Annotated in this window: 17 protein-coding genes; 7 read left to right on the top strand and 10 right to left on the bottom strand. The window is 64.0% G+C overall.

Translation table 11 applies throughout. The features are described from left to right. Window positions 1–2 precede the first annotated feature (2 nt). Complete coding sequence (locus tag AC1MHZ_RS21730; protein WP_482966908.1) at window positions 3–3,149, top strand: CusA/CzcA family heavy metal efflux RND transporter; 3,147 nt, start codon at window positions 3–5, stop codon at window positions 3,147–3,149. A gap of 117 nt (window positions 3,150–3,266) precedes the next feature. Here AC1MHZ_RS21730 and AC1MHZ_RS21725 read toward each other — a convergent pair whose 3' ends face one another. The 9 genes from AC1MHZ_RS21725 to AC1MHZ_RS21685 all read right to left on the bottom strand — a co-directional run bounded on the left by AC1MHZ_RS21725 (window position 3,267) and on the right by AC1MHZ_RS21685 (window position 13,563). After that, window positions 3,267–4,589 (bottom strand): MFS transporter, encoded by a 1,323-nt coding sequence (locus AC1MHZ_RS21725; protein WP_482966907.1) that lies wholly within the window; start codon window positions 4,587–4,589, stop codon window positions 3,267–3,269. A gap of 271 nt (window positions 4,590–4,860) precedes the next feature. After that, window positions 4,861–7,011: a TonB-dependent receptor gene (locus AC1MHZ_RS21720; RefSeq protein ID WP_482966906.1), complete on the bottom strand. Its 2,151-nt coding sequence runs from the start codon at window positions 7,009–7,011 to the stop codon at window positions 4,861–4,863. Window positions 7,012–7,067: 56 nt separating this feature from the next. Beyond that, on the bottom strand, window positions 7,068–7,475 hold the full coding sequence (locus tag AC1MHZ_RS21715) for a DUF2946 family protein (RefSeq protein ID WP_084856852.1): 408 nt from the start codon (window positions 7,473–7,475) through the stop codon (window positions 7,068–7,070). 371 nt (window positions 7,476–7,846) lie between these two features. After that, window positions 7,847–8,185 carry a hypothetical protein gene (locus AC1MHZ_RS21710; RefSeq protein WP_482966905.1) on the bottom strand — a complete coding sequence of 113 codons (339 nt, stop codon included), beginning with the start codon at window positions 8,183–8,185 and terminating at the stop codon, window positions 7,847–7,849. Window positions 8,186–8,274: 89 nt separating this feature from the next. After that, window positions 8,275–9,855, bottom strand: a complete 1,581-nt coding sequence (locus AC1MHZ_RS21705) for a sensor domain-containing diguanylate cyclase (RefSeq protein WP_084856855.1) — start codon at window positions 9,853–9,855, stop codon at window positions 8,275–8,277. Between the two features lie 89 nt (window positions 9,856–9,944). After that, window positions 9,945–10,424 (bottom strand): hypothetical protein, encoded by a 480-nt coding sequence (locus AC1MHZ_RS21700; protein WP_084856857.1) that lies wholly within the window; start codon window positions 10,422–10,424, stop codon window positions 9,945–9,947. 44 nt (window positions 10,425–10,468) lie between these two features. Next, entirely contained in the window at window positions 10,469–11,839 is a 1,371-nt protein-coding gene (locus tag AC1MHZ_RS21695; RefSeq protein ID WP_084856858.1) for an OprD family porin, read from the bottom strand. Between the two features lie 20 nt (window positions 11,840–11,859). Continuing rightward, on the bottom strand, window positions 11,860–13,026 hold the full coding sequence (locus AC1MHZ_RS21690) for an acetyltransferase domain-containing protein (protein WP_084856860.1): 1,167 nt from the start codon (window positions 13,024–13,026) through the stop codon (window positions 11,860–11,862). 186 nt (window positions 13,027–13,212) lie between these two features. After that, window positions 13,213–13,563, bottom strand: a complete 351-nt coding sequence (locus AC1MHZ_RS21685; RefSeq protein WP_084856862.1) for a response regulator — start codon at window positions 13,561–13,563, stop codon at window positions 13,213–13,215. A gap of 224 nt (window positions 13,564–13,787) precedes the next feature. Here AC1MHZ_RS21685 and AC1MHZ_RS21680 point away from each other — a divergent pair, with 224 nt between their 5' ends. The 5 genes from AC1MHZ_RS21680 to AC1MHZ_RS21660 are packed head-to-tail and all read left to right on the top strand — an operon-like array spanning window position 13,788 to window position 20,269. Then, window positions 13,788–17,237, top strand: coding sequence for a response regulator (locus AC1MHZ_RS21680; protein WP_482966904.1), 3,450 nt, complete (start codon window positions 13,788–13,790; stop codon window positions 17,235–17,237). Beyond that, window positions 17,234–18,055, top strand: a complete 822-nt coding sequence (locus AC1MHZ_RS21675) for a CheR family methyltransferase (protein WP_084856865.1) — start codon at window positions 17,234–17,236, stop codon at window positions 18,053–18,055. The genes AC1MHZ_RS21680 and AC1MHZ_RS21675 overlap by 4 nt, the downstream gene beginning before the upstream one ends. Further along, on the top strand, window positions 18,052–18,627 hold the full coding sequence (locus tag AC1MHZ_RS21670; RefSeq protein ID WP_084856867.1) for a chemotaxis protein CheB: 576 nt from the start codon (window positions 18,052–18,054) through the stop codon (window positions 18,625–18,627). Before AC1MHZ_RS21675 ends, AC1MHZ_RS21670 begins: the two co-directional genes overlap by 4 nt. Continuing rightward, window positions 18,621–19,847 (top strand): hybrid sensor histidine kinase/response regulator, encoded by a 1,227-nt coding sequence (locus AC1MHZ_RS21665; protein ID WP_084856869.1) that lies wholly within the window; start codon window positions 18,621–18,623, stop codon window positions 19,845–19,847. Before AC1MHZ_RS21670 ends, AC1MHZ_RS21665 begins: the two co-directional genes overlap by 7 nt. Window positions 19,848–19,891: 44 nt before the next feature. Further along, the gene (locus tag AC1MHZ_RS21660; RefSeq protein ID WP_084856871.1) at window positions 19,892–20,269 is read left to right on the top strand and encodes a response regulator; all 378 of its coding nucleotides are present in this window, start codon (window positions 19,892–19,894) and stop codon (window positions 20,267–20,269) included. 47 nt (window positions 20,270–20,316) lie between these two features. On the opposite strand, the gene xthA is transcribed toward AC1MHZ_RS21660, so the two are convergent. Further along, window positions 20,317–21,129 carry an exodeoxyribonuclease III gene (gene xthA / locus AC1MHZ_RS21655; protein WP_084856873.1) on the bottom strand — a complete coding sequence of 271 codons (813 nt, stop codon included), beginning with the start codon at window positions 21,127–21,129 and terminating at the stop codon, window positions 20,317–20,319. A gap of 156 nt (window positions 21,130–21,285) precedes the next feature. Here xthA and AC1MHZ_RS21650 point away from each other — a divergent pair, with 156 nt between their 5' ends. After that, the gene (locus tag AC1MHZ_RS21650) at window positions 21,286–21,936 is read left to right on the top strand and encodes a GNAT family N-acetyltransferase (protein WP_084856874.1); all 651 of its coding nucleotides are present in this window, start codon (window positions 21,286–21,288) and stop codon (window positions 21,934–21,936) included. The last annotated feature ends 23 nt before the right edge of the window (window positions 21,937–21,959 follow it).

The raw sequence follows: 21,959 nt of genomic DNA, 5'->3' as shown, positions 1-21,959 counted from the left end.
CCATGTTCGAACGCCTGATCCAATTCGCCATCGAGCAGCGCCTGGTGGTCATGCTCGCGGTGGTGCTGATGGCCGCCGTGGGCATCAACAGCTATCAGAAACTGCCTATCGACGCGGTACCGGACATCACCAACGTCCAGGTACAGATCAACACCGCCGCGCCCGGCTATTCGCCGCTGGAAACCGAGCAGCGCATCACCTTCGCCATCGAGACGGCCATGGCCGGCCTGCCTGGGCTCAAGCAGACCCGCTCGTTGTCGCGCTCGGGCTTGTCCCAGGTGACGGTCATCTTCGATGACGGCACCGATATCTTTTTCGCCCGGCAACTGGTGAACGAGCGCCTGCAAGTGGCTCGCGAGCAACTGCCTGAGGGCATCGAGGCGGCCATGGGGCCGATTTCCACGGGCCTGGGCGAGATCTTCCTATGGACCGTCGAGGCCGAGCCGGGAGCACGCAAGGAGGACGGTACGCCCTACACCGCCACTGACTTGCGGGTGATCCAGGACTGGATCATCAAGCCGCAATTGCGCAACGTGCCCGGTGTGGCGGAGGTCAACACCATCGGTGGACATGCCAAGCAGTACCTGATTGCGCCGGACCCCAAGCGCCTGGCGGCCTACAAGCTCACGCTCAATGACCTGATCGGCGCCCTGGAAAGCAACAACGCCAACGTGGGGGCCGGCTACATCGAGCGCAACGGCGAGCAGCTGCTGATTCGCGCTCCGGGCCAGGTGGCGTCGGCCCAGGATATCGCCAATATCGTCATCTCCAGTACCGATGGCGCGCCCATCCGGGTCAGCCATGTCGCCCGGGTCGGGTTGGGCCAGGAGCTGCGTTCGGGCGCGGCCACCGAAAATGGCCGCGAGGTGGTGCTGGGCACGGTGTTCATGCTGATCGGCGAAAACAGCCGCACGGTGTCCCAGGCCGTGGCCGCCAAGCTCGCCGAGGTCAACCGCAGCCTGCCCGAGGGGGTGGTAGCCGTGACGGTGTACGACCGCACCAACCTGGTTGAAAAGGCCATCGCCACGGTGAAGAAGAACCTGGTGGAGGGCGCGATCCTGGTGATTGCCGTGCTGTTCCTGTTCCTGGGCAATATCCGTGCGGCATTGATCACGGCCATGGTCATCCCGCTGTCGATGCTGTTCACCTTCACCGGCATGTTCAGCAACAAAGTCAGCGCCAACTTGATGAGCCTGGGAGCCCTGGACTTCGGCATCATCGTCGATGGCGCAGTGGTGATCGTCGAGAACGCCATCCGCCGGTTGGCCCATGCGCAGCAGCGCCATGGGCGCATGCTGACCCGCAGCGAGCGCTTCCACGAAGTGTTCGCCGCTGCTCGCGAGGCGCGCAGGCCCTTGGTCTACGGCCAGTTGATCATCATGGTCGTGTACCTGCCGATCTTTGCCCTGACCGGTGTCGAAGGCAAGATGTTCCACCCCATGGCCTTCACCGTGGTGATGGCCCTGCTGGGCGCGATGATCCTGTCGGTTACCTTCGTCCCGGCAGCCATCGCGCTGTTCGTCACCGGCAAGGTGAAGGAAGAAGAGGGCGTGGTGATGCGTACCGCACGCCAGCGCTACGCGCCGGTACTGGGCTGGGTGCTGAGCCATCGCAACCTGGCGTTCGCCGGGGCTGCAGCCCTGGTGCTGTTGTCGGGTGTGCTGGCCAACCGTATGGGCAGCGAGTTCATTCCCAGCCTCAGCGAAGGCGACTTCGCCCTGCAGGCCCTGCGCGTGCCGGGTACCAGCCTGAGCCAGTCGGTGCAGATGCAGCAACAGCTGGAAACGGCCATCATCGCCCAGGTGCCCGAGGTGGAGCGGGTATTCGCCCGCACGGGTACCGCTGAGATCGCTTCCGACCCGATGCCGCCGAACATCTCCGATGCCTATGTGATGCTCAAACCGCGCGAACAATGGGCCGACCCGGACAAGCCGCGCGAAGCGCTGATCGCCGAGGTGCAGCGCGCCGCGGCCAGCGTACCGGGCAGCAACTACGAGTTGTCCCAGCCGATCCAGCTGCGTTTCAACGAGCTGATTTCCGGCGTGCGCAGCGATGTGGCGGTGAAGGTGTTCGGCGACGACATGGCAACACTCAACCGCACCGCCGCGCAGATCGCCGCCACCTTGCAACAGGTGCCGGGAGCTTCGGAGGTGAAGGTCGAACAGACTACCGGGCTGCCGGTGCTGACCATCGATATCGACCGCGATAAGGCCGCCCGCCATGGCTTGAACGTCGGTGATGTGCAAGATGCCATCGCCATTGCCGTCGGCGGGCGAACGGCCGGTACCCTGTACGAAGGCGACCGGCGTTTCGACATGGTGGTGCGCCTGCCCGAGGCCCTGCGTACCGATGTCGACGGGCTTTCGAACCTGCTCATCCCGGTGCCGGCCAGCGCAGCGGCAGGGACAACGCAGATCGGTTTCATCCCGCTGTCCCAGGTGGCCACGCTCAACCTGCAACTGGGCCCGAACCAGGTCAGCCGTGAGGATGGCAAGCGGGTGGTGGTGGTCAGTGCCAACGTGCGTGGGCGCGACCTGGGTTCGTTCGTCGAAGAGGCCGAGCAGACCCTGATCGACCAGGTGCAGGTGCCGCCGGGCTATTGGACACGTTGGGGCGGCCAGTTCGAGCAACTGCAGTCGGCCGCCGAGCGTTTGCAGGTGGTGGTGCCGGTGGCGCTGCTGCTGGTGATGGCATTGCTGCTGATGATGTTCAACAACCTCAAGGATGGCCTGCTGGTGTTCACCGGCATTCCGTTCGCCCTGACCGGCGGGGTGCTGGCGCTGTGGCTGCGGGATATCCCGCTGTCGATCTCCGCCGGGGTCGGTTTCATCGCGTTGTCTGGGGTGGCGGTGCTCAATGGCTTGGTGATGATCGCCTTCATCCGCAACCTGCGCGAGGAGGGTCGGTCGCTGGGCACGGCCATCGAGGAAGGGGCGCTGACCCGGTTGCGGCCGGTGTTGATGACCGCGTTGGTGGCGTCGTTGGGGTTCATTCCGATGGCGCTGGCCACCGGTACCGGGGCGGAGGTGCAGCGGCCGCTGGCGACCGTGGTGATCGGGGGCATCCTTTCATCCACCGCGTTGACCTTGTTGGTACTGCCGGCGCTGTACCAGTGGGCGCACCGGCGGGAGGAGGGGGAGCCTGGTTGAGGGCTTGGGGCGCTGCACGTCCATCGCCGGCAAGCCGGCTCCTACAGGTAACGCGTCAGTCGTGACGATAGCACTGTTGCTGTGGGAGCCGGCTTGCCGGCGATAAGGCCCTTGAGTCTACGTCGCTTCAGCCTGACGCCCACCGATTTCATCATGCAACGAAATCCGCGAAGTTTCCGGCAGTGCCAAGCCACCGACCAACGCCACCAGAGCGATCGCCACCAGATAGAACGCTGGCGCCAGGCTGCTGCCGGTCTGGCTGATCAGCCAGGTCGCCACCAGCGGTGCGGTGCCTCCGAACAGGGTGTAGGCCACGTTGTAGGTGATCGCCGAGGCGGTATAGCGGGTGCGGGTCGGGAAGCTTTCCGAGAGCAGCGCGGCGGTGACTACGCCGCTGAGCAAGGCGCCGATCGCCAGCAGGATCACCCCCAGCAAGGCGCCTGACATCGACCCCGAGCTGGCCAGCCAGTAGGCCGGAAACACCGCCACCATCACCCACAGGCAGGTAAAGCCAATGGTCTTGCGCCGCCCGACGCGGTCGGAGAACGCACCGGCCAGGGGGCAGCCGACGGCAGCCACCAGCAGCGCCACGGTAGACACCAGCAGCGATTGGGCACGGGTCAGGTTGCCGACCATCTGCAGGTAGGTGGAGAAATAGGTGGTGAACATGTAAAACGACAGCGCGGTCAGGGAAATGAATGCCCCGAGGTTGCGGATTGCCCGGCCGTGATGGCGCAGGGTGTCCTTGAGCGGCGAATGGCTGTGTTCCTTGCCCTCTGCCATGGCCTCGCGGAAGGCTGGGGTTTCCTCCATGCGCCAGCGCAGGTATAGGCCCACCAGCCCCAGCGGTGCCGCGATCAGGAAGGGAACCCGCCAACCCCAGCTGCTCATCGCCTCGGGCGTCAGGCTGGCTTCCAGGGCATAGGCGATCACCGCTGCGCAGGCGAAGGCCGAAAAGGTCGACACCGGCACGAAGCTGCCGTAGAAGGCACGTTTGTCCTGGGGCGCATGCTCCATCAGGTAGGCGCAGGCGCCGGCATATTCGCCACCGGCCGAAAAGCCCTGCAGGCACCGGGCCAGGGTCAGCAGCAAGGGCGCTGCCAGGCCGATGCTGGCGTAGGTCGGCAGCAGGCCGATCAGGGTCGTGGAGCCGGCCATGAGCAGGATCGTCAGCGACAGGATGCGCTTGCGTCCCAGGCGATCGCCCAGGGCGCCGAACACGATGCCGCCCAACGGGCGCAGGGCGAACGCCACGGCGAACACGGCGAAGGTCTTGAGCAGGGCGATGCTCGAATCCTCGCCGGTGAAGAACAGGCTGGCGATCAGCGTGGCGAGGAAACCATAGACGGCGAAGTCGAACCATTCGACGAAGTTGCCAATGGCCGAGGCGGCGATCACCCGGCGCAGGGTGGCGGGGGATACCTCATGGGGTATGGGCATGGGGGTGTTCTCCGGTCTTCATGGGCAGCTTGGACGAAAGTGCCGCGGTCGGGCCGCGGCATCGTTGTTATGTGGCCCAGTAGAGCGGCAGGTGGGGCGAGGCGCTTTTTCATGGACGACATCGGGATACCTGATCTGGCCCTGTCGCGGGGCAAGCCCGCCCCCATCTGTTCTGCGCTGTTTTCAGAAGCATCGCCGTACCGGTGGTTGCTGGCTTGCCAGCGAGAGGGCCGGGGCAGTCCGCTGGCCAGGGCCGATTTTCGTACAGGCCCTAGAACCGCAGGTCCATCGCCACCTCGAACGTGCGCGGTGCGCCCATGTAGTACTGCGTGCCATACGCCTGCTTGGCATACAGCTCATCGGTCAGGTTACGCACCCGTGCGGTGATCGCGGTGTGTTCGTCCAGGCGATAGCGGGTGAACACACCGAACAGGGTATAGGCAGGAGCTTGGAGCGTATTGGCGTTGTCGGCGTACACCGAGTCGACATAGCGCATGTCCATCCCTGCGGTCCAGGCCGGGGTGAAGGCATAGGTGAGCCACAGGTTGGCGACGTTGGCCGGGACGTTGACCGGGGTGTTGCCCTTGCGCGATACCGACTTGCCGCCGACCGCTTCGTTGAATTCGTCATACCTGGCATCGACATAGGCATAGTTGGCCTCGGCCAACAGCCTAGGCGTGACCTGCAGCCGGCCGGACAGCTCGATGCCGCGCGAGGTCTGCTGGCCCGCCTGGACGGTCACGTTGGGGTCGTTGGCGTCGCGTACCGCGAAGTCCTTGCGCACGATCTGGTACACCGCCAGTGTCGCTGCGCCACGCCCGTCGAGGAAGTCGAACTTGCTGCCAGCTTCCCACTGCTCGCCCTTGGACAGGTCGAACAAACCCACGTTGGAGTAGGTGGCAGACGCCAAGGAACCGGCCGGCAGGTCGGCGGCGGTACTGTATTGCAGGTATACGCTGGCCGACGGCGTCAAGGCGTAGGTCAGGCCGACACGCCCACTCAGGGGCTCCCAGCGGCGTTCGAAGTAGGCCGGGCTGGTGGCCGAGACCGGGCCATAGTTGTGCACCTGCATGTCCAGGTAGTCGTAGCGCAAGCCGCTCAGCAGGGCCAGGCGCTCGGTGAGCTGCAGGCGGTTTTCGGCGAACAAGGCGCGGTTGGTCACTTCGTGGTGGCGTTGCTTGGTCAGACCATTATTCACGCCAGGGATGTCCCCGAAGCTACCGGGGTCGAAGTGGTCCGGGTCCACCATATCGCTCCAGTTGTTGGACGTAGGGTAGAGCGTCTGGCGCATGCGCGAATAGTCCAGGCCCAGCGCCCATTGGCTGACCAGGCCGAACAGCGCGTTGTCGTGGCGCAGTTCGATACGGTCGCCCAGCACCCGCTGTTCGTGGCGCTGCAGGTAGGGCCCGGAGCGCACGACGTTGCCGGCGTCGTTGTAGGCGTAGCGCTCCAGGTTGCGGTAGTCGCGCTGGGCTCGGTAGTGATACAGGGTGTTCTGCACGCTGGTGCTGTCGCTGAGCTGGTAATCCAGGATCGAGCGCAGCCAGCGTACGCGCTGCTCGTAACGGCCATCGGCGATGTTGTAGTTCTCGAAGCGCCGGTGCCGGTCGATCTTCATGGTGCTGCGTCCCGGCAGGATCGGCGCGCCCCAGTAGGGGCTGTCTTCCTTGTCCTGTTGGTATTCCAGGGCCAGGGTATGGGTCAGGTTGGGTGACAGGTCGCTGAGCAGCGAGAATGCAAGGCTGTCGGTCCAGCGCTCGTTACGATCGACATAGCCATTGCCGTGGCTACGGCTGAAGTCCAGGCGGGCGAAATGCCGGGCCTCGGCCGGGTTGCCGGCCAGGGCCTGGTTGATGCCGAAGGCGACTTCCGCGTCGTCGTAGCTGCCATAGCGCACCCGTGCATCGACGGTCTGCTCGTCGCGGCTGGCCAGCTTGGTGATGTAGTTGATCGACCCGCCCACGGCACCGGCGCCATGCAGGAACGACGAGGGCCCGCCAAGCAGCTCGACCCGGTCGATGGCCCAGGCGTCCACAGGGCGGGTGGCGCTGCTGTAGCCCAGGTTGATGCCGTTGTAGAGCTGGGTGATCTGGTTCTGGGTAAAGCCGCGGTAGGACACGTAGCCGCCATAGCCGGGGTTGGCCGAGGCATTGACGCCGGCCATGGCGTTGATCACATCCTGGGTGTCCTTGGCGCCGCGCTCCTCGATCACGCGGCGGTCCGAGACACTCACCGAGGCCGGGGTTTCCCGGGCGCTGAGGCCGAGCCGGGAGCCGGTGCGAATCGGCTCGTCCAGCTGAACCCCGGTGGGCGCCTGGCGTTCGCCATCGACGGTGGTGGCGGTCAGTTCGATAGGGGCGGTACCCGCCCAGGCGTAGCTGCAGGTGCCCATCAGGAGCACCAGGGAGGTCTTGCGAATCATGTTGTCAGGGCTTCCACGCAAAGGTCATGGCTGACCACCAGCGCGCACGGCTGGCGTCAGGCGAAGGTCGCTGCTGCGGGGAAGGCGATGGGAGAGGCGCGGGGGTTGAGGGCGGGGCGCAGGTAGCGTGGCGGCGGCTGTGCCCAACTGCGTGCGACGATGGGTGAGGGTGTGTTGCCCCTGGCCCGGAAAAGGGCCCAGCCGTGGCTGGCCAGCGGTACGGCCAGGGCGAAGGATGAGCACACCGGGCACTCGAGCTGGGCCATGTGTTGGTCGCTGCTGCTGTCGCCCAGGTCGATCGCTGGGCTGTGGTCGCTGGAGAGCGAACAGAAACCGCCTTCCAGCCCGGCCAGGCGCAGGCCGCTCATCTGGCCATGGTGCAAGCCGCACAACAATAGGCTGAACAGGACGCTGGCATAGAGCGCCCAGGCAGTCAGCGAACGTGTCTGGCGGGAGGTGTTCATGGTTGGCGAATCTACCATTCGAGTGGATGAACGGTATAACGCGCAGGTGTGGTGGAATGTCGCAGCAGTGCCGGTGGGCCTAATCGCGGGACAAGCCCAAATTGCCTTCGGTTGGTTTAATACTTCTCAGCCGTGCCAATACGGCCCAGGCTCCGCTTGCTTCATGGGAGCTGGCGGAGCCTGCGATGGGCTGTGAAGCAGCCCCAAATGCAGCCGATAACGCTTAACTGACTGGCATTAGGCTTGGGGCCGCTTTGCAGCCATCGCAGGCTGCCGCCACCCACCGAGATTGCGCCGCTCTAAAGACTTGCGAAATCACGGTGTGAGGCCTTGTGCCGGGCTCGAGGCAAAAGCCCTTCGATGCAGGCCGCCTAGAGCGAATCGTCGTTGCGCGGGGCCCCGCCACCTGGGCTGCCGGAATCATCCAGGTCGCCATTGTTGCCGGTGCCGGGCCCTGCCTCTCCGGGCTTGCCCTGGGCGGTGCCGTCGCCGCCGGTGTTGTCGGTGTCGTTGGCATCGGTACCTATACCCAGGCCATCGCCCGGTGTGCCGGAGCCCATTGGCCCCCCGTCACGGTCGATGGTGCCGGTGCCGGGTACCTGTTCGGTCGGGGTGCGCTGGGTGTTCGGCTCGTTCGCTGCCAGCGCCAGGGAGGCGCCGACGCCCAGGCTGAAGGCCAGGCCCAGGGAAAGGACACATGCGTGTTTCATCGGAAATCTCCCATCCAGGTGTCTTCTGCGTTCGAGTGTGCCTGGGTTTGCACGGTGCCGACGCCCTGACGGACGGAACAGGCCGCCCTTCAGCGGGCGAGCTGGGCAACCACTCGGTTGCGCCCGGCCTGCTTGGCCGTATACAGCACCTGGTCGGCACGGTTGAGCGCATCGGCCGGGGTTTCATCCCCTTGCGCGTCCCAGCGGGCGACCCCAAGCGAGAGGGTAATGGCACCCACCGGCTCGATCGGCGTGTCCTGCACGCCCTTGCGCAGGCGTTCGGCCACGGCTGTCGCCACTTCCAGGCTGGCCTTGGGCAACAGGATGAGGAACTCTTCGCCACCGGTTCGGCACAGCACATCGCCCTCACGGCAGCAGCGGCGCATCAATTCGGCCAGGCGCTTGAGCACCTGGTCGCCGATATCATGGCCGTGGCTGTCGTTGATCCGCTTGAAGTGGTCGATATCCAGGGCAACCACGCAAAAGCCGTGCGCCTCGGCCTCCATCAGCGCGAGGCTGAACTCCAAGCGCCGGCGGTTGCCCAGCCCCGTGAGCGGGTCGGTCTGGGCGTCGCGGTTGAGTCGGCCGATGCGTTCCTGCAGCAGGTTCAGGCCGAACAGCAGCGCTCGCTTGAGTTCGGCGGCCTCGAAGTACCAGGCTCGAACCTGGTGCAGGCGTTCCGCCGTGCCGGCCCTGTCCAGTGTGCGTGCGGCGGCTGCTAGCTGGCGCAGCGGGCGGGTGATGGCCAGGGCCAGCAACCAGAGCACCAGCGAGCCCACCAGGGCCAAGGGCACGGAGATCCCGACCACATCGAGAATCAGCCGCCGCAGTGGTATCACGGTCTGGGCCAGTGGCTGCTGGGCGACGATGCCCCAGCCGGTGCTGGGCACCGTGGCGAAGCCTGCAAGCATCTCCACGCCATGGCTATTGGTCACTTGCTGCGTGCCGTTGCCCAGGGTGGCGATCCGATCGACCAGGGCGTTGCCGCTGACCACTGTGCCCACCCGCTGGGTGTCAGGGTGGTAGAGCAGGCGGCGGTTACGGTCGACCACGTAGAGATAGGCGCCATTCGTGTAGAAGTGCTTGTCGAGTAGGCTGTTGAGGATGTTGTGCTCGCGCAGGTACAAGCTGCCGCCGACATAGCCCAGGTACTGACCGTCGGCGCTGAAGATCGGCTGCGACAGCATCACCACCAGATTGTTGGCGGTTGAAAGGAAGGGCGTCGAGATCAGCGTCTTGCGCGCTTGCAGTGCCTGCACCGCGCCCGGAGTGTGCAGGCGGGTGCCCAGCACCTTGCGCAGGGGCGCAGGGGAAATGGCCCGGAGCACGCCTTGGGCGTCGACCAGGTACACCGAGTTGAAGGCATGGCTCTGACGCAGCACACGTTCGGTCTCGGCTTGCGTCAGTTGCGCATCGCCCAGTTGCCGGGCCTGGACCGTAGCGCTGAAAGCCAGCTGCTGCAGGGCATTGCCAACGAACGTCTCGGTGATGGCCGCAAGCTTGGCGGCATACACTCTGTTGGCCTCCAGCGCATGATCGATCAGCAACTGGCGCTGCACACGATAGCTGGCGAAATAGCTGGTCAACAGCATCACCGTGGCGGTGAGCGCCGACAGGATGAGGATCAACGTGCGCAGATCCAGGCGCAGGCCTTTCTTGGCGTGTGGCAATCCTGACCTCAACAGCGGGAAAGAGTGACAACCTTACCTGTTCTGCACAGTGGTGGCCATGGGGCATCAGAAGCGGCAGCGCAGGGCGTTCACCGCTTGGTCTGTTCCAGTTCGAGCAGGTCCTGCTCGACCTGCTGCATGCGCTGTTCGGCCAGCGCCTGGGCTTTCTCATCGTTGGCACTTTCACGCATCAGGGCGGTGAGCTTTTCGCTCAACTGCCTGCCCTGTTCGGTTTCCTCCAGCGCCCTGGCCTTGGCGGGATCCTGGGTGGCGGTGACAATCAGGTCGAACTCGGCATCGTTGAAGTGCGTCTCGCTGTAGAGCTTGAACAGGTCCTGGCGTTGATCTTCGACGGTCAGGTGCTTGCGCACCACGGCCTGGATCTGTTCCTCGGACAGGCCGGGGTGCTTGGGTGCGAGCAGCGCGGCGATCTTGTCGATGTTGTGCTCGTAGGCCTCCTGCAGGGGCAGGTTGGCCAGGATCTTTTCTTCGCGGCTGGGCGCCTGGTCGCAAGCGGCAAGGGCTGCGAGCAGGAGCATCGGGAACAGGCGTCTGGGAGGGCGGGGCATCGATCGGGCCTTGGGTTGGTCTGGCGGTCAGTTTACTGAAGATCTCAGCGCCCGCCACCCAACGGGTATTCCACGGCCAGGCGTATCTGATCGGCATCCAGCTCCGCCTGGGCAGTATTGCCACGGTGGACGTCGTACCGTACCGAGAACGCCATGCCCTTGGCTGCGCCGTCCTGCACCACGTACCGCGCTTCCAGGTCTCGCTCCCAATGCCTGCCGCCCTTGCCGTAGCCCAGGTAGGCGTAGCCGCCGGCCGGGTCGGTGTGGCTGCCATCGATATCGAACCCGCGCACATACAAGGCCGCCAGGTTCAAGCCGGGGATGCCGAAGGTTGCCATGTTCAGGTCATAGCGCGCTTGCCACGACTTCTCGTTGGGTGCGTTGAAATCGGACAGCTGCACGGCATTGCCCAGGTAGATCGCGCCGCGGGTGACATAGTCGAACGGTGTATCGCCATCGACCTGCTGCCAGCCGAGGCTGAACGTGTGCGGGCCGTGGGTATAGCGTGAGAGCAGGTTCCAGGTGGTGTTGTCGATACGCCCGGACAAGGTCTTGCCGGTATCGGTGGTACGGTACAGGTTCAGTTCCAGGCTCAGGCTGCTGTGTTCATCCAGGGCATGGCTGAGGGTACTGCCCAGGTAATGTTGACGCCAGGTATCCGCGTAACGCGAGGTATAGAGGCTGGCGTTAACGGCGCTGTTCGGGGTCCACACCATGCCTGCCAGGTCGAAGCTGTCGCCCTGGCGTGCGTTCGAGTAGTTCACCGCGAAACCCTGGTCATGGCTCGAGGCATTGCGGTCGGTGTTTTCGTTGAAATGGCCGGCCACCAGCTTGAGCGTGTCGATCTCGCTGCTGGTGAAGAACAGGCCCGTGGCAGTCTCGGGCAGCAGGCGGCTATCGGAGGAACTGAACACCGGTGTCTTCACCCGTTGCTCACCGTAGGACAGCACGGTGTCGGCCAGCCGCAGCTTGAGCGCCGCGCCGCCACGGCTGTAGTTGCCCTTGGGGTGGCCGTCGTTGTCCAAGGCCAGCAGGCGCGCCTTGCCGGCACGGCCGCCACCGCTGTCCAGTTGTACGCCGAGGTAGGCGTGGGCATCGACACCGACGCCCAGCACCCCTTGGGTGAACCCGGACTGGAAGGTCCCCATCAGGCCATAGGCCCATTCCTCGGCTTTGCCGCTGCGCTCGCTGCGTGGCTTGTAGGCATTGCGGGCTGCACCGTTACGGCCGCCATGGCGATAGTCGCGCTGGTCGAACACGGTGCGGTTGAGCAAGCTCCAGGTGCTGTCTTCGATAAAGCCGTCGGACTGCGCCTGGGCCGATTCCGACAAGGCCACGGGCGAGGCGCCGAGCAGCGGCAGCAGCAGGGCGACGCGCAGCGACTGCCGAGGCCCGGAATTGATGCAGGCATGCATGGGGCTGGGCTCCTGCCGCCTTAGAAGTACTTGAGCCAGGCGATGTCGCGGCGGCGGGCCTTGAGCCGGGCGAATGCGCGCACCGGCAGGAACAATGCGATGGCGAGCACAAGCGCGCCAAGCCAGACCGCCCCGATGCCCTCGAAGCCGAAATAGTCCCCCTGGTTCAGGCCCCACAGCGCGACGCTGGCCAGGTACAACAGCTTCAGCACGTAAAGGTGCAACAGGTAGAAGAACATGGGCGCTGCGCCGAACACTGCCAGCACCCCGATCCAGCGTGCCTGCCCGGCCCGTTCGAAGGCTCGCAGCAACAGCAGGCCCAGGCCCAGGGTCAGGGCCAGGAACAACAGCGACGGTGGGTACTTGGTGATGTTGAAGAAGCTCATCAGGGTCTGGGTCGCGGTCGGGTAGCCGCTCCATGGTGCCTCGCCATAGCCGTTGAACAGGCGCAGGGCGAAGAACCCCAGCAGCACGCCGATACCGAGCAGCAGCAGGCGATGCTGGCGAGCCCCGGCATCGCTGCCCCGGGCGAACCAGGGGCCCAGGGCATAGCCCAGCACGATCACGCCGATCCATGGCAATACCGGATAGGAGGTGCGCAGGCGCAGATGTTCGTTGAGCTCCAGCCAGCCTCGGTCATGCAGGATCGCCCAAGGAACATGCAGGGCCGAACCGGGTTCGAAGTGCAACCCATCGAGCAGGTTGTGCCCGGCGACAAGGGTGATACCGACAGCCAGCAGCGCCGGGCGGGGGAGCCAGACCAGCAGCGACAGGGCGATCATGCTGACACCGATGGCCCAGATCACCTGTAGGTAGATCACGGTCGGCGGCAGTTGGAAGGTCCAGGCGAAATTCACAAGAGTAAATTCCAGCGCCACCAGGAACAGGCCGCGCTTGAACAGGAAGGCCGATACATCGCCGCGGCCCTGGTGCTTTTCGCCATAGAGCCACGCCGAGAGGCCGGTCAGCAGAACGAAGACCGGTGCGCACAGGTGGGCCAGGGTACGGCTGATGAACAGGGTGGGTTCGGTGGCATCGATGCTCATCGGGTCGCTGACCTGGCGATGCAGGAAGAAGGTTTCACGGACGTGGTCCAGGAGCATGAACAGGATCACCAGGCCGCGCAGGGCATCGATGCTCTGCAGGCGCTGGGTGAGTTGGGTGGGGGTGGGGCAGGCGCTTGTCATGATTGGAGGCGGGCGGGTCTGTCGTTGAATTGAAATGTTATCTTATAACTTTTTAGGCGCGGCAGCACAGTGCTTTTTTCTTGGCTTGCGTGTGTAGAGGGGTGTAAGCAGGAAGGTAGAGGAGCCTGTGAGATCGAGCGCCGCCCGCGCGGCGTCTCACAGGCTCCGAAGGTATCGCGTCGAACCTCAGGGCGCCCCGAGTATTCCCACGACCTTGTCCCGAAGCTGGTCGATCCCGAACGGCTTGCCGATCATGTGCATCCCCTCTGGCACATTCAGCGTTTCGGCATAACCGCTGGCAAACAGCACCGGCAGCGTTGGACGCAGTTCACGGGCCTTGGCAGCCAGGTCCTCGCCGCGCATGTCCGGCAGGCCCACGTCGGTCATCAGCAATGCCAGGTCCCGGCTCCGATCCTCGAGCACTGCCAAGGCGGCAGCGGCACTGTCGGCCTCGATCGCGGTATAGCCCAAGTCGCCGAGCACTTCGACTATCAGCATGCGTACGATGTCGTCGTCTTCGACTACCAGTAGCTGCATTGTGTGGATCCTGTTCATGGGGTGGTCTTTATTGGGTGCCCCGGCGGGCAGCAGAAGTTCCCCAGCATAACGGGCCCTGCACATCGATGGAACGATTGGTGCAAGTAGCCTTCAAATACTGGCTAAGTGCCCTGCCAGAGCCGGTAAAGCTGGTTAGACTCGCTATGAACCGGTGGCGCAGCGGCCACCCACCCAATGGATACTTTTCGCGCGGGCGTTTTCAAATGATTCAAGCAGCCTCTATGGACCAGCAGAGCTTTCGCAAGCTCTTGCGCCGCAATGTCGGCTTGCCCCTTGGCGTAGGCCTGCTGGGGGCCGTGGCGTTTGTCGCGGTGATCAACTATTTGCTCTCGGCCATGCAATGGGTCGAGCACACCGATCGGGTGATCGGCAATGCCAACGAGACAGCCAAGCTTGCGATCGACATGGAAACAGGTATGCGCGGCTTCCTGATTTCCGGGGAGGAACGTTTCCTCGATCCCTACGAGGTGGCCAAGCCGCGGATCTTCAACAGCCTCCAGGCGCTGCGCTCGATGGTGATGGACAACCCGCAACAGGTTGAGCGCATCGACCGTTTGATCGCCTTGCAACGGGCCTGGAACGACTTCGGTGCCGAGATGATTGCCTTGCGCCGTAACCAGGGCGATTACCAGATCGCCATCGCCGATGGCCGCGGCAAACGCCTGAGCGACGGGATCCGCAAGGAATACGACGACCTGATCGCAGCCGAACAGCAGCTGCGCATGGCCCGCAACGAAACCGTGAGTACCGTGACGGTGCTGCTCAGCAGCGCGTTCGTGCTGTTCATCGTGGCCCTGACAGCCCTGTTGGCCTATCTCGGCCGCCGCGACCTGCTCGCGCTGTCGGAGAGCTACGTGGCGAACCTGCAGGCCCAGCGACAGGCCACTGAACGCCTGGAACACCAAGCCTGGTTGCGCAACGGTCAGACCCAACTGGCGGAGCAGGTGCTTGGGCAACTGACCCTGCCCATGCTCGGCGACAACATCCTGCGCTTCTTCGCCGGGTACCTGGGCAGTGTGGTCGGCGCCTTCTATGTGCGCGACGAACAAGGGCAGCTGGTGCGTGTGGCCAGCTACGGCCTGGGCGCCGAGCAGCAAGCCCGCGGCGAGCGAGTGGCCAGCCATGACGGGTTGCTGGCGGAAGTGGTCCGCCAGGTCCGCCCGCTGCGCCTGGATGACCTGCCCGCCGATTACCTGCGCTTGAGTTCGGGCCTGGGCGATGGCCTGCCGCGCAGCGCGTTGCTGATGCCGACCAGTGATGACGGGCAGGTCAATGGTGTGCTCGAGCTGGGCTTTCTCAGACCCCTGCAGGAGCGTGATGCGGAGCTGTTGCAGCAGGTCGGCGGTAACCTGGGGATCTCCATCGAAAGCGCACGCAACCGCCAACGCCTTCAGGAAGTGCTGGCCGAGACCCAGCAGCTCAACGAAGAACTGCAGGTACAGCAGGAGGAGCTCAAGACCGCCAATGAGGAGCTTGAGGAGCAATCGCGTATCCTCAAGGAGTCCCAGGCGCATCTGGAGACCCAACAAGCGGAGCTGGAACAGACCAACGAGCAGTTGGCCGAGCGCACCGACGCCCTGGACCGCAAGAACGGCGAACTGAACTTGGCGCAGCTGGAACTGCAGGCTCGCGCAGAAGACCTGCAGCGCACCAACCGCTACAAATCCGAGTTCCTGGCCAACATGTCCCATGAACTGCGTACGCCGCTCAACAGCTCGCTGATCCTGGCCAAGCTTTTGGCGGAAAACGGCGAGGGCAACCTCAGCGATGAACAGGTGAAGTTCGCCGAGTCCATCTATTCGGCCGGCAACGACCTGCTCAACCTGATCAACGACATCCTCGATATCGCCAAGGTAGAGGCCGGCAAGCTCGATGTGCGCGCCCAGGTCACCCAGGTCGAGGGGCTGGTGGAGGGGGTGCGAGCCATGTTCGAGCCCTTGGCCCGGGACAAGGGCCTGGACTTTGCGGTGCAGGTCGAGCCGCAGGTGCCGGCGACCCTGTTCACCGACCGCCAACGCCTGGAGCAGATCCTCAAGAACCTGTTGTCCAATGCGATCAAGTTCACCGAGCATGGCCAGGTCAGCCTGACCATCGGCCACGAGGCCGGCCGGGGCGTGTGCTTCAGCGTGCGCGACAGCGGCATCGGCATTGCGGCCGACCAGCAACAGGCGATCTTCGAGGCGTTCCACCAGGTCGATGGCACCAGCAATCGACGCTACGGTGGTACCGGTCTGGGCTTGTCGATTTCCCGAGACCTGGCGCGCCTGCTGGGCGGGCAGATCACGGTGCAGAGCACGCCAGGGCAGGGCAGTACATTCAACCTGACCCTGCCTGAACAGTACGAAGGCGCACCGGCCGAGGCCCAGGTGCCGCAAGTTGCCAAACCGGTGGCCCAGGTTGCTGCGCCGGTGCCGCCGGCACCCCGGGGGCCAGCCTTCGCCGACGACCGCGAGCACGCGCCCTTTGCCAGCCGCTCCATCCTGGTGGTGGAGGACGAGCCGAACTTCGCCCGCATCCTCTTCGATCTGGCCCACGAGCTGGGCTACAGCTGCCTGGTGGCGCAAAGTGCGGACGAGGGCTACGAATTGGCCGCCCAGTACACGCCGGATGCCATCCTGCTGGACATGCGTCTGCCGGACCATTCGGGCCTGACGGTGCTGCAGCGGCTCAAGGAGCAGGCCGCTACCCGGCACATCCCGGTGCATGTCATCTCGGTGGAGGACCGCGTGGAGGCCGCCATGCACCTGGGTGCCGTGGGGTATGCAGTCAAGCCCACCAGCCGTGAGGAGCTCAAGGCGGTGTTCAGCCGGCTGGAGGCCAAGCTGACCCAGAAGCTCAAGCACATCCTGTTGGTGGAAGACGACGACCTGCAGCGAGAAAGCATCGCCCGGCTGATCGGCGACGACGACATCGAGATCACTGCCGTGGCCTTGGCCCAGGACGCCCTGACGCTGTTGCGCGAGAACATCTACGACTGCATGATCATCGACCTGAAGCTGCCGGACATGCTTGGCGACGAGCTGCTCAAGCGCATGACCTGCGAACAGATCCGTGCTTTCCCGCCGGTGATCGTCTACACCGGGCGCAACCTCACACGCGAGGAAGAGGCCGAGCTTCGCAAGTACTCCCACTCGATCATCATCAAGGGGGCTCGCTCGCCGGAGCGCCTGCTCGACGAAGTCACGCTGTTCCTGCACAAAGTCGAAGCGCAGCTGTCCCATGAACGCCAGCGCATGCTCAAGACCGCACGTAGCCGCGACAAGGTATTCGAAGGGCGCAAGATCCTCCTGGTCGACGACGATGTGCGCAACATCTTCGCCTTGACCAGTGCCCTCGAGCATAAAGGTGCCATTGTCGAGATCGGCCGTAACGGGCGCGAGGCCATCGAACGGCTGGAACAGCACGAGGATATCGACCTGGTGTTGATGGACGTGATGATGCCAGAGATGGATGGCTACGAGGCGACACGGCTGATTCGCCAGCAACCCCGCTGGCGCAAAGTGCCGATCATCGCCGTGACCGCCAAGGCCATGAAGGACGACCAGCAGCGCTGCCTGCAGGCCGGTGCCAACGATTACCTGGCCAAGCCGATCGAGCTGGAACGGCTGTTCTCGCTGATCCGTGTCTGGCTGCCACAACTGGAGCGAATTTGACTAGCGAACGTAGTACCGACATCGAGATCCGGCTGCTGATCGAGGCGATCTACCTCAAGTACAGCTACGATTTCCGCGACTATTCCGGCGCTTCGATCAAGCGCCGGATCCTGCATGCCGTGCGGCAATTCGACTGCCCCACGATCTCGGCGTTGCAGGAGCGGGTGTTGCACGACCCGAGCATGTTCATGCAACTGCTGCAGTACCTGACTATCCCGGTCAGCGAGATGTTCCGCGACCCTGGGCACTTCCTCGCCTTGCGTAATGAAGTGGTGCCGCTGTTGCGCACCTGGCCGTCGCTCAAGGTGTGGATCGCAGGCTGCAGTACGGGCGAGGAGGTGTATTCGATGGCCATTCTGCTACGCGAGGAAGGGTTGCTCGAGCGCACCATCCTCTATGCCACCGACATCAACCCGTACTCGCTGGAAAAGGCCAAGCAAGGCATCTATGCGATGCACGACATGCAGGCCTATGCCGAAAACTACCGCCAGGCCGGTGGCCGCCGGGATTTCGCCGAGTACTACACCGCAGCCTACGGCAACGCCATCATGGACAGCAGCCTGCGCGACAACGTGACCTTCGCCGACCATAGCCTGGCCACCGACAGCGTGTTCTCCGAGACGCAACTGGTGTCCTGCCGCAACGTGCTGATCTATTTCAACAAGCAGTTGCAGGATCGCGCCCTGGGTCTGTTCCATGAATCGTTGTGTCACCGTGGCTTTCTGGTCCTGGGCAGCAAGGAATCGGTGGATTTTTCCGTCTACAGCGACCGATTCGAGGCACTGATGCGGCCCGAACGGATCTACCGTAAGTCATGAACGGTGTACAGGCGGTGGTCATCGGCGCCTCGGCGGGTGGCGTCGCGGCGTTGTTCGCGGTGCTTGGCGCACTGCCGGAGCGCTTTGCCATCCCGGTGTTATGTGTCCTGCACCTGCCTGACGACCGCCACAGCCAACTGGCCGAGGTGCTGCAGCGGCGGCTGCGTCGGCCGGTATGCGAGGCCTGCGACAAAGCGCGTATCGAGCCTGGGTGGATCTATGTGGCCGGGCCGGGCTACCACCTGTCGGTGGAGCGCGACCGCAGCCTGTCGTTGAGCCAGGAGGAGGCAGTGCATTTCTCTCGTCCGGCGATCGATTTCCTGTTCCAGTCGGCGGCCGATGCCTACGGCCCTGGCCTGCTCGGCGTGCTGCTCACCGGGGCCAACGAAGATGGCGCCCAGGGGCTGCTTCATATCAAGAACAGCGGAGGCCGGACCGTGGTCCAGGACCCCCGCGACGCACAGGTCGCACTGATGCCGGAGGCCGCACTGGCCCTGCACCGGCCCGACCATATCCTTTCCCTGAGTGGTATCGGGCAACTGCTCGCGACCCTGGAACCCAGCGCATGCTAAGCAATATCATCGCCAAACTGCTGATCGTCGACGACCTGCCGGAAAACCTGCTGGCCCTCCGTGCCCTGATCCAGGGTGAGGACCGTGAAGTGCACCAGGCCCAGTCTGCCGAACAGGCGCTGTCGCTGTTGCTCGAGCATGAATTCGCCCTGGCCATCCTCGATGTGCAGATGCCGGGCATGAACGGTTTCGAGCTGGCCGAACTGATGCGTGGCACCGAGAAGACCAAGAACATCCCGATTGTGTTCGTCAGCGCCGCAGCCCGTGAAATGAACTATGCCTTCAAAGGGTATGAGAGCGGTGCGGTGGATTTTCTGCACAAGCCGCTCGATACCCTGGCGGTCAAGAGCAAGGTCTCGGTGTTCGTCGACTTGTTCCGCCAGCGCAAGGCCTTGGGACGTCAATTGGAGGCCCTTGAGCACAGCCGCCAGGAGCAGGCGCAATTGCTGGCCGAGCTCGAGGTGGCGCGGGGTGAGCTCGAGCGCGCGGTACGCATGCGTGACGACTTCATGTCGATCGTCTCACACGAGGTGCGCACGCCACTCAATGGCCTGATCCTCGAGACCCAGCTGCGCAAGATGCACCTGGCCAAGGGCAACCTCGACGCCTTTACCCCGGATCGCCTGCAGGCCATGGTCGAGCGTGACGAGCGCCAGATCAACAGCCTGATCCGCCTGATCGAGGACATGCTCGATGTTTCGCGCATCCGCACCGGCAAGTTGTCGATACGGCCCAAGGCTTTCGACCTCGGTCAGTTGGTGCGGGGGCTGGTGGAGAACTTCACCGCTCAGGCCGCAGCCTTCGACACCCATATCGAACTGGAGCGCTGTGAGGCGTTACCGGGAGAGTGGGATGAATTTCGTATCGAGCAGGTGGTGGCGAATCTGCTGTCCAATGCGCTGCGCTATGGTGAACGGCGACCGGTGCGAGTTCGTGTGTTCGAGCAGGGTGGTAGGGCTTGGGTACAGGTCCAGGACCAGGGGATCGGCATCAGTGCCGCCAATCAGCAGCGGATCTTCCAACAGTTCGAACGGGTCGCGGCGCAGCAGGCCAGTGGGGGGCTGGGGTTGGGGCTGTATATTTCCGAGCAGATCGTCCAGGCCCATGGTGGGCATATCCGGGTCGACAGTGAGGAAGGCAAGGGTGCAACCTTCAGCCTGTGCCTGCCGTTGGCGGCTGCACGACTGCAAAGCGACCAGGCGCAGGCAACCTCTGCCTGAGCCTGGGGTCTGATGGCCAACCTATTGAATTCCAAGGCGAAGTCATGAGTGAAGATGCACAAGATGTGGTACTGGTCGTCGAGGATGAACCGGCGATTCGCATGATCCTGCGCGATTACCTCGCCGGGGAGGGCTACCACGTACTGGTGGCCGAGGACGGCGAGCAGGCGTTCGCCATCCTGGCGAGCAAGCCGCACCTGGACTTGATGGTCACGGACTTTCGCCTGCCAGGCGGGATCTCGGGGGTGGACATCGCCGAGCCGGCCGTCAAGTTGCGGCCTGACCTGAAGGTGATCTTCATCAGCGGGTATCCAGCTGAGATCCTTGAAAGCCAAAGCCCGATTGCGCGCACGGCACCCATTTTGGCCAAGCCGTTCGACCTGGACAGCCTGCGCGAACAGATCCAGAGGCTTTTACAGTAAAGCCTGCTTGTTCGCTTAAGCCGCTGCGGCGGACATCGTCTACAGGCTCAAGCGAGCTCCAGCCAGATCGGCGCGTGATCGGAAGGCTTCTCCATCGCGCGCAGTTCATAATCGACACCCGCCGCCTTGAGCCGTGGTACCAGCCCTTGGGAAGCCATGATCAGGTCGATCCGCAGCCCCCGCTTGGGCTCATCCTCGAACCCACGGCTGCGATAGTCGAACCAGCTGAAGCGGTCGGCCACTTCAGGATGCAGGTGTCGGAAGCTGTCGACCAACCCCCAACCCTTGAGCCGCTCCAGCCATTCGCGCTCCTCCGGCAGGAAGCTGCATTTGCCGGTACGCAGCCAACGTTTGGCGTTGTCCGCGCCGATGCCGATGTCGCAGTCCTGGGGCGAGATGTTCATGTCGCCCATCACCAGCAGCGGCTGATCGCTGCGGAACTGGGCTTCCAGCAGACCTTGCAAGTCGCTGTAGAAGCGCTGCTTGGCCGGGAACTTGGTGGGATGGTCGCGGCTTTCGCCCTGCGGGAAGTAGCCATTCATGACGGTGATGGGCGTGCCGTGCGCGTCGGCGAAGGTGCCCCAGATGAAACGCCTCTGGGCATCTTCTTCGTCGTTGGCGAAGCCCTTGAACAGGTCCAGCGGTTCGCGCCGCGACAACAGGGCCACGCCGTAGTGGCCCTTCTGGCCATGGTAGTGCACGTGATAACCCAGGGCCTGGACATCAGCCAACGGGAACTGATCGTCGCTGACCTTGGTTTCCTGCAGGCCAATCACGTCCGGCTGGTGCTTTTCGATCAGCGCCGCCAGTTGGTGCGGGCGCGCGCGCAGGCCGTTGATGTTGAACGAGACGATCTTCATGAAAAGACAATCCTGACAAAAATTGGGATGCTATCCGACATCCGCCCCCGCTGCCAGCATGGCACCTTCCGGCCTGCGCTGCTAATGTACCGAAGACACGATGTATGGCACGGCGCTTGCTCCGCTACATCACGGTAATTTCAAAAGGATCTCGCAATGCCCGACGTCAACGCCGAGCCAGTTCGCATCTGCCAGCTGGATGACGGTTATCGTGGCGAGGTCCGCTCAGTGCTCTACCATGCCTACCGCCATGACCCTACTTTCGCCTATGTGCTCGAAGCCCAGCGGCCGGGCTACGAGCGACGCCTGCGGGCAATGTTGCGGGCCTGGGTAGGCCAGCATTTCCACTTGCAGCTGCCTGCCATTGGCTTGCTGATCGATGACCGCTTGGTCGGGGTGGCGCTGATCGTGCCGCCGACCCGGCGCCTGGGTGTGGTCGACAGTTGGGCATGGCGTCTGCGTATGGTCCTGGGTACGGGCGTAGGCTGTACCCGCCGTTATCTGGATTTTCAGGCTGCCTTGGCGACCTGCCTGCCCCAGGGCAAGGTGCATGTACTGTCGTTGCTCGGGGTGCAGCCGCAATTCCAGGGGCAGCGCTACGGCGAACAATTGTTACAAGCTGTGCATCAATGGTGCGCCGAAGCACCTGGTTGCGCAGGCGTGGTACTCAACACCGGAAATGCGCATTCCCTGGCGTTCTACCAGCGCCAGGGCTATCAGCAAGCGGGAGAAATCGCCGTCGGCCCTATTCGCGAACGGGTGTTTTTCCGCCCGCAGCCGGTCTCGCCAGGGCCGGACATTGCATGATCCGCTCGCCGAGCGGCACCCTG

Source organism: Pseudomonas sp. FA-1, from assembly GCF_056856075.1.
The sequence above is the reverse complement of the archived record's forward strand: the minus strand, read 5'-3'. Positions and strand labels throughout refer to the sequence as shown.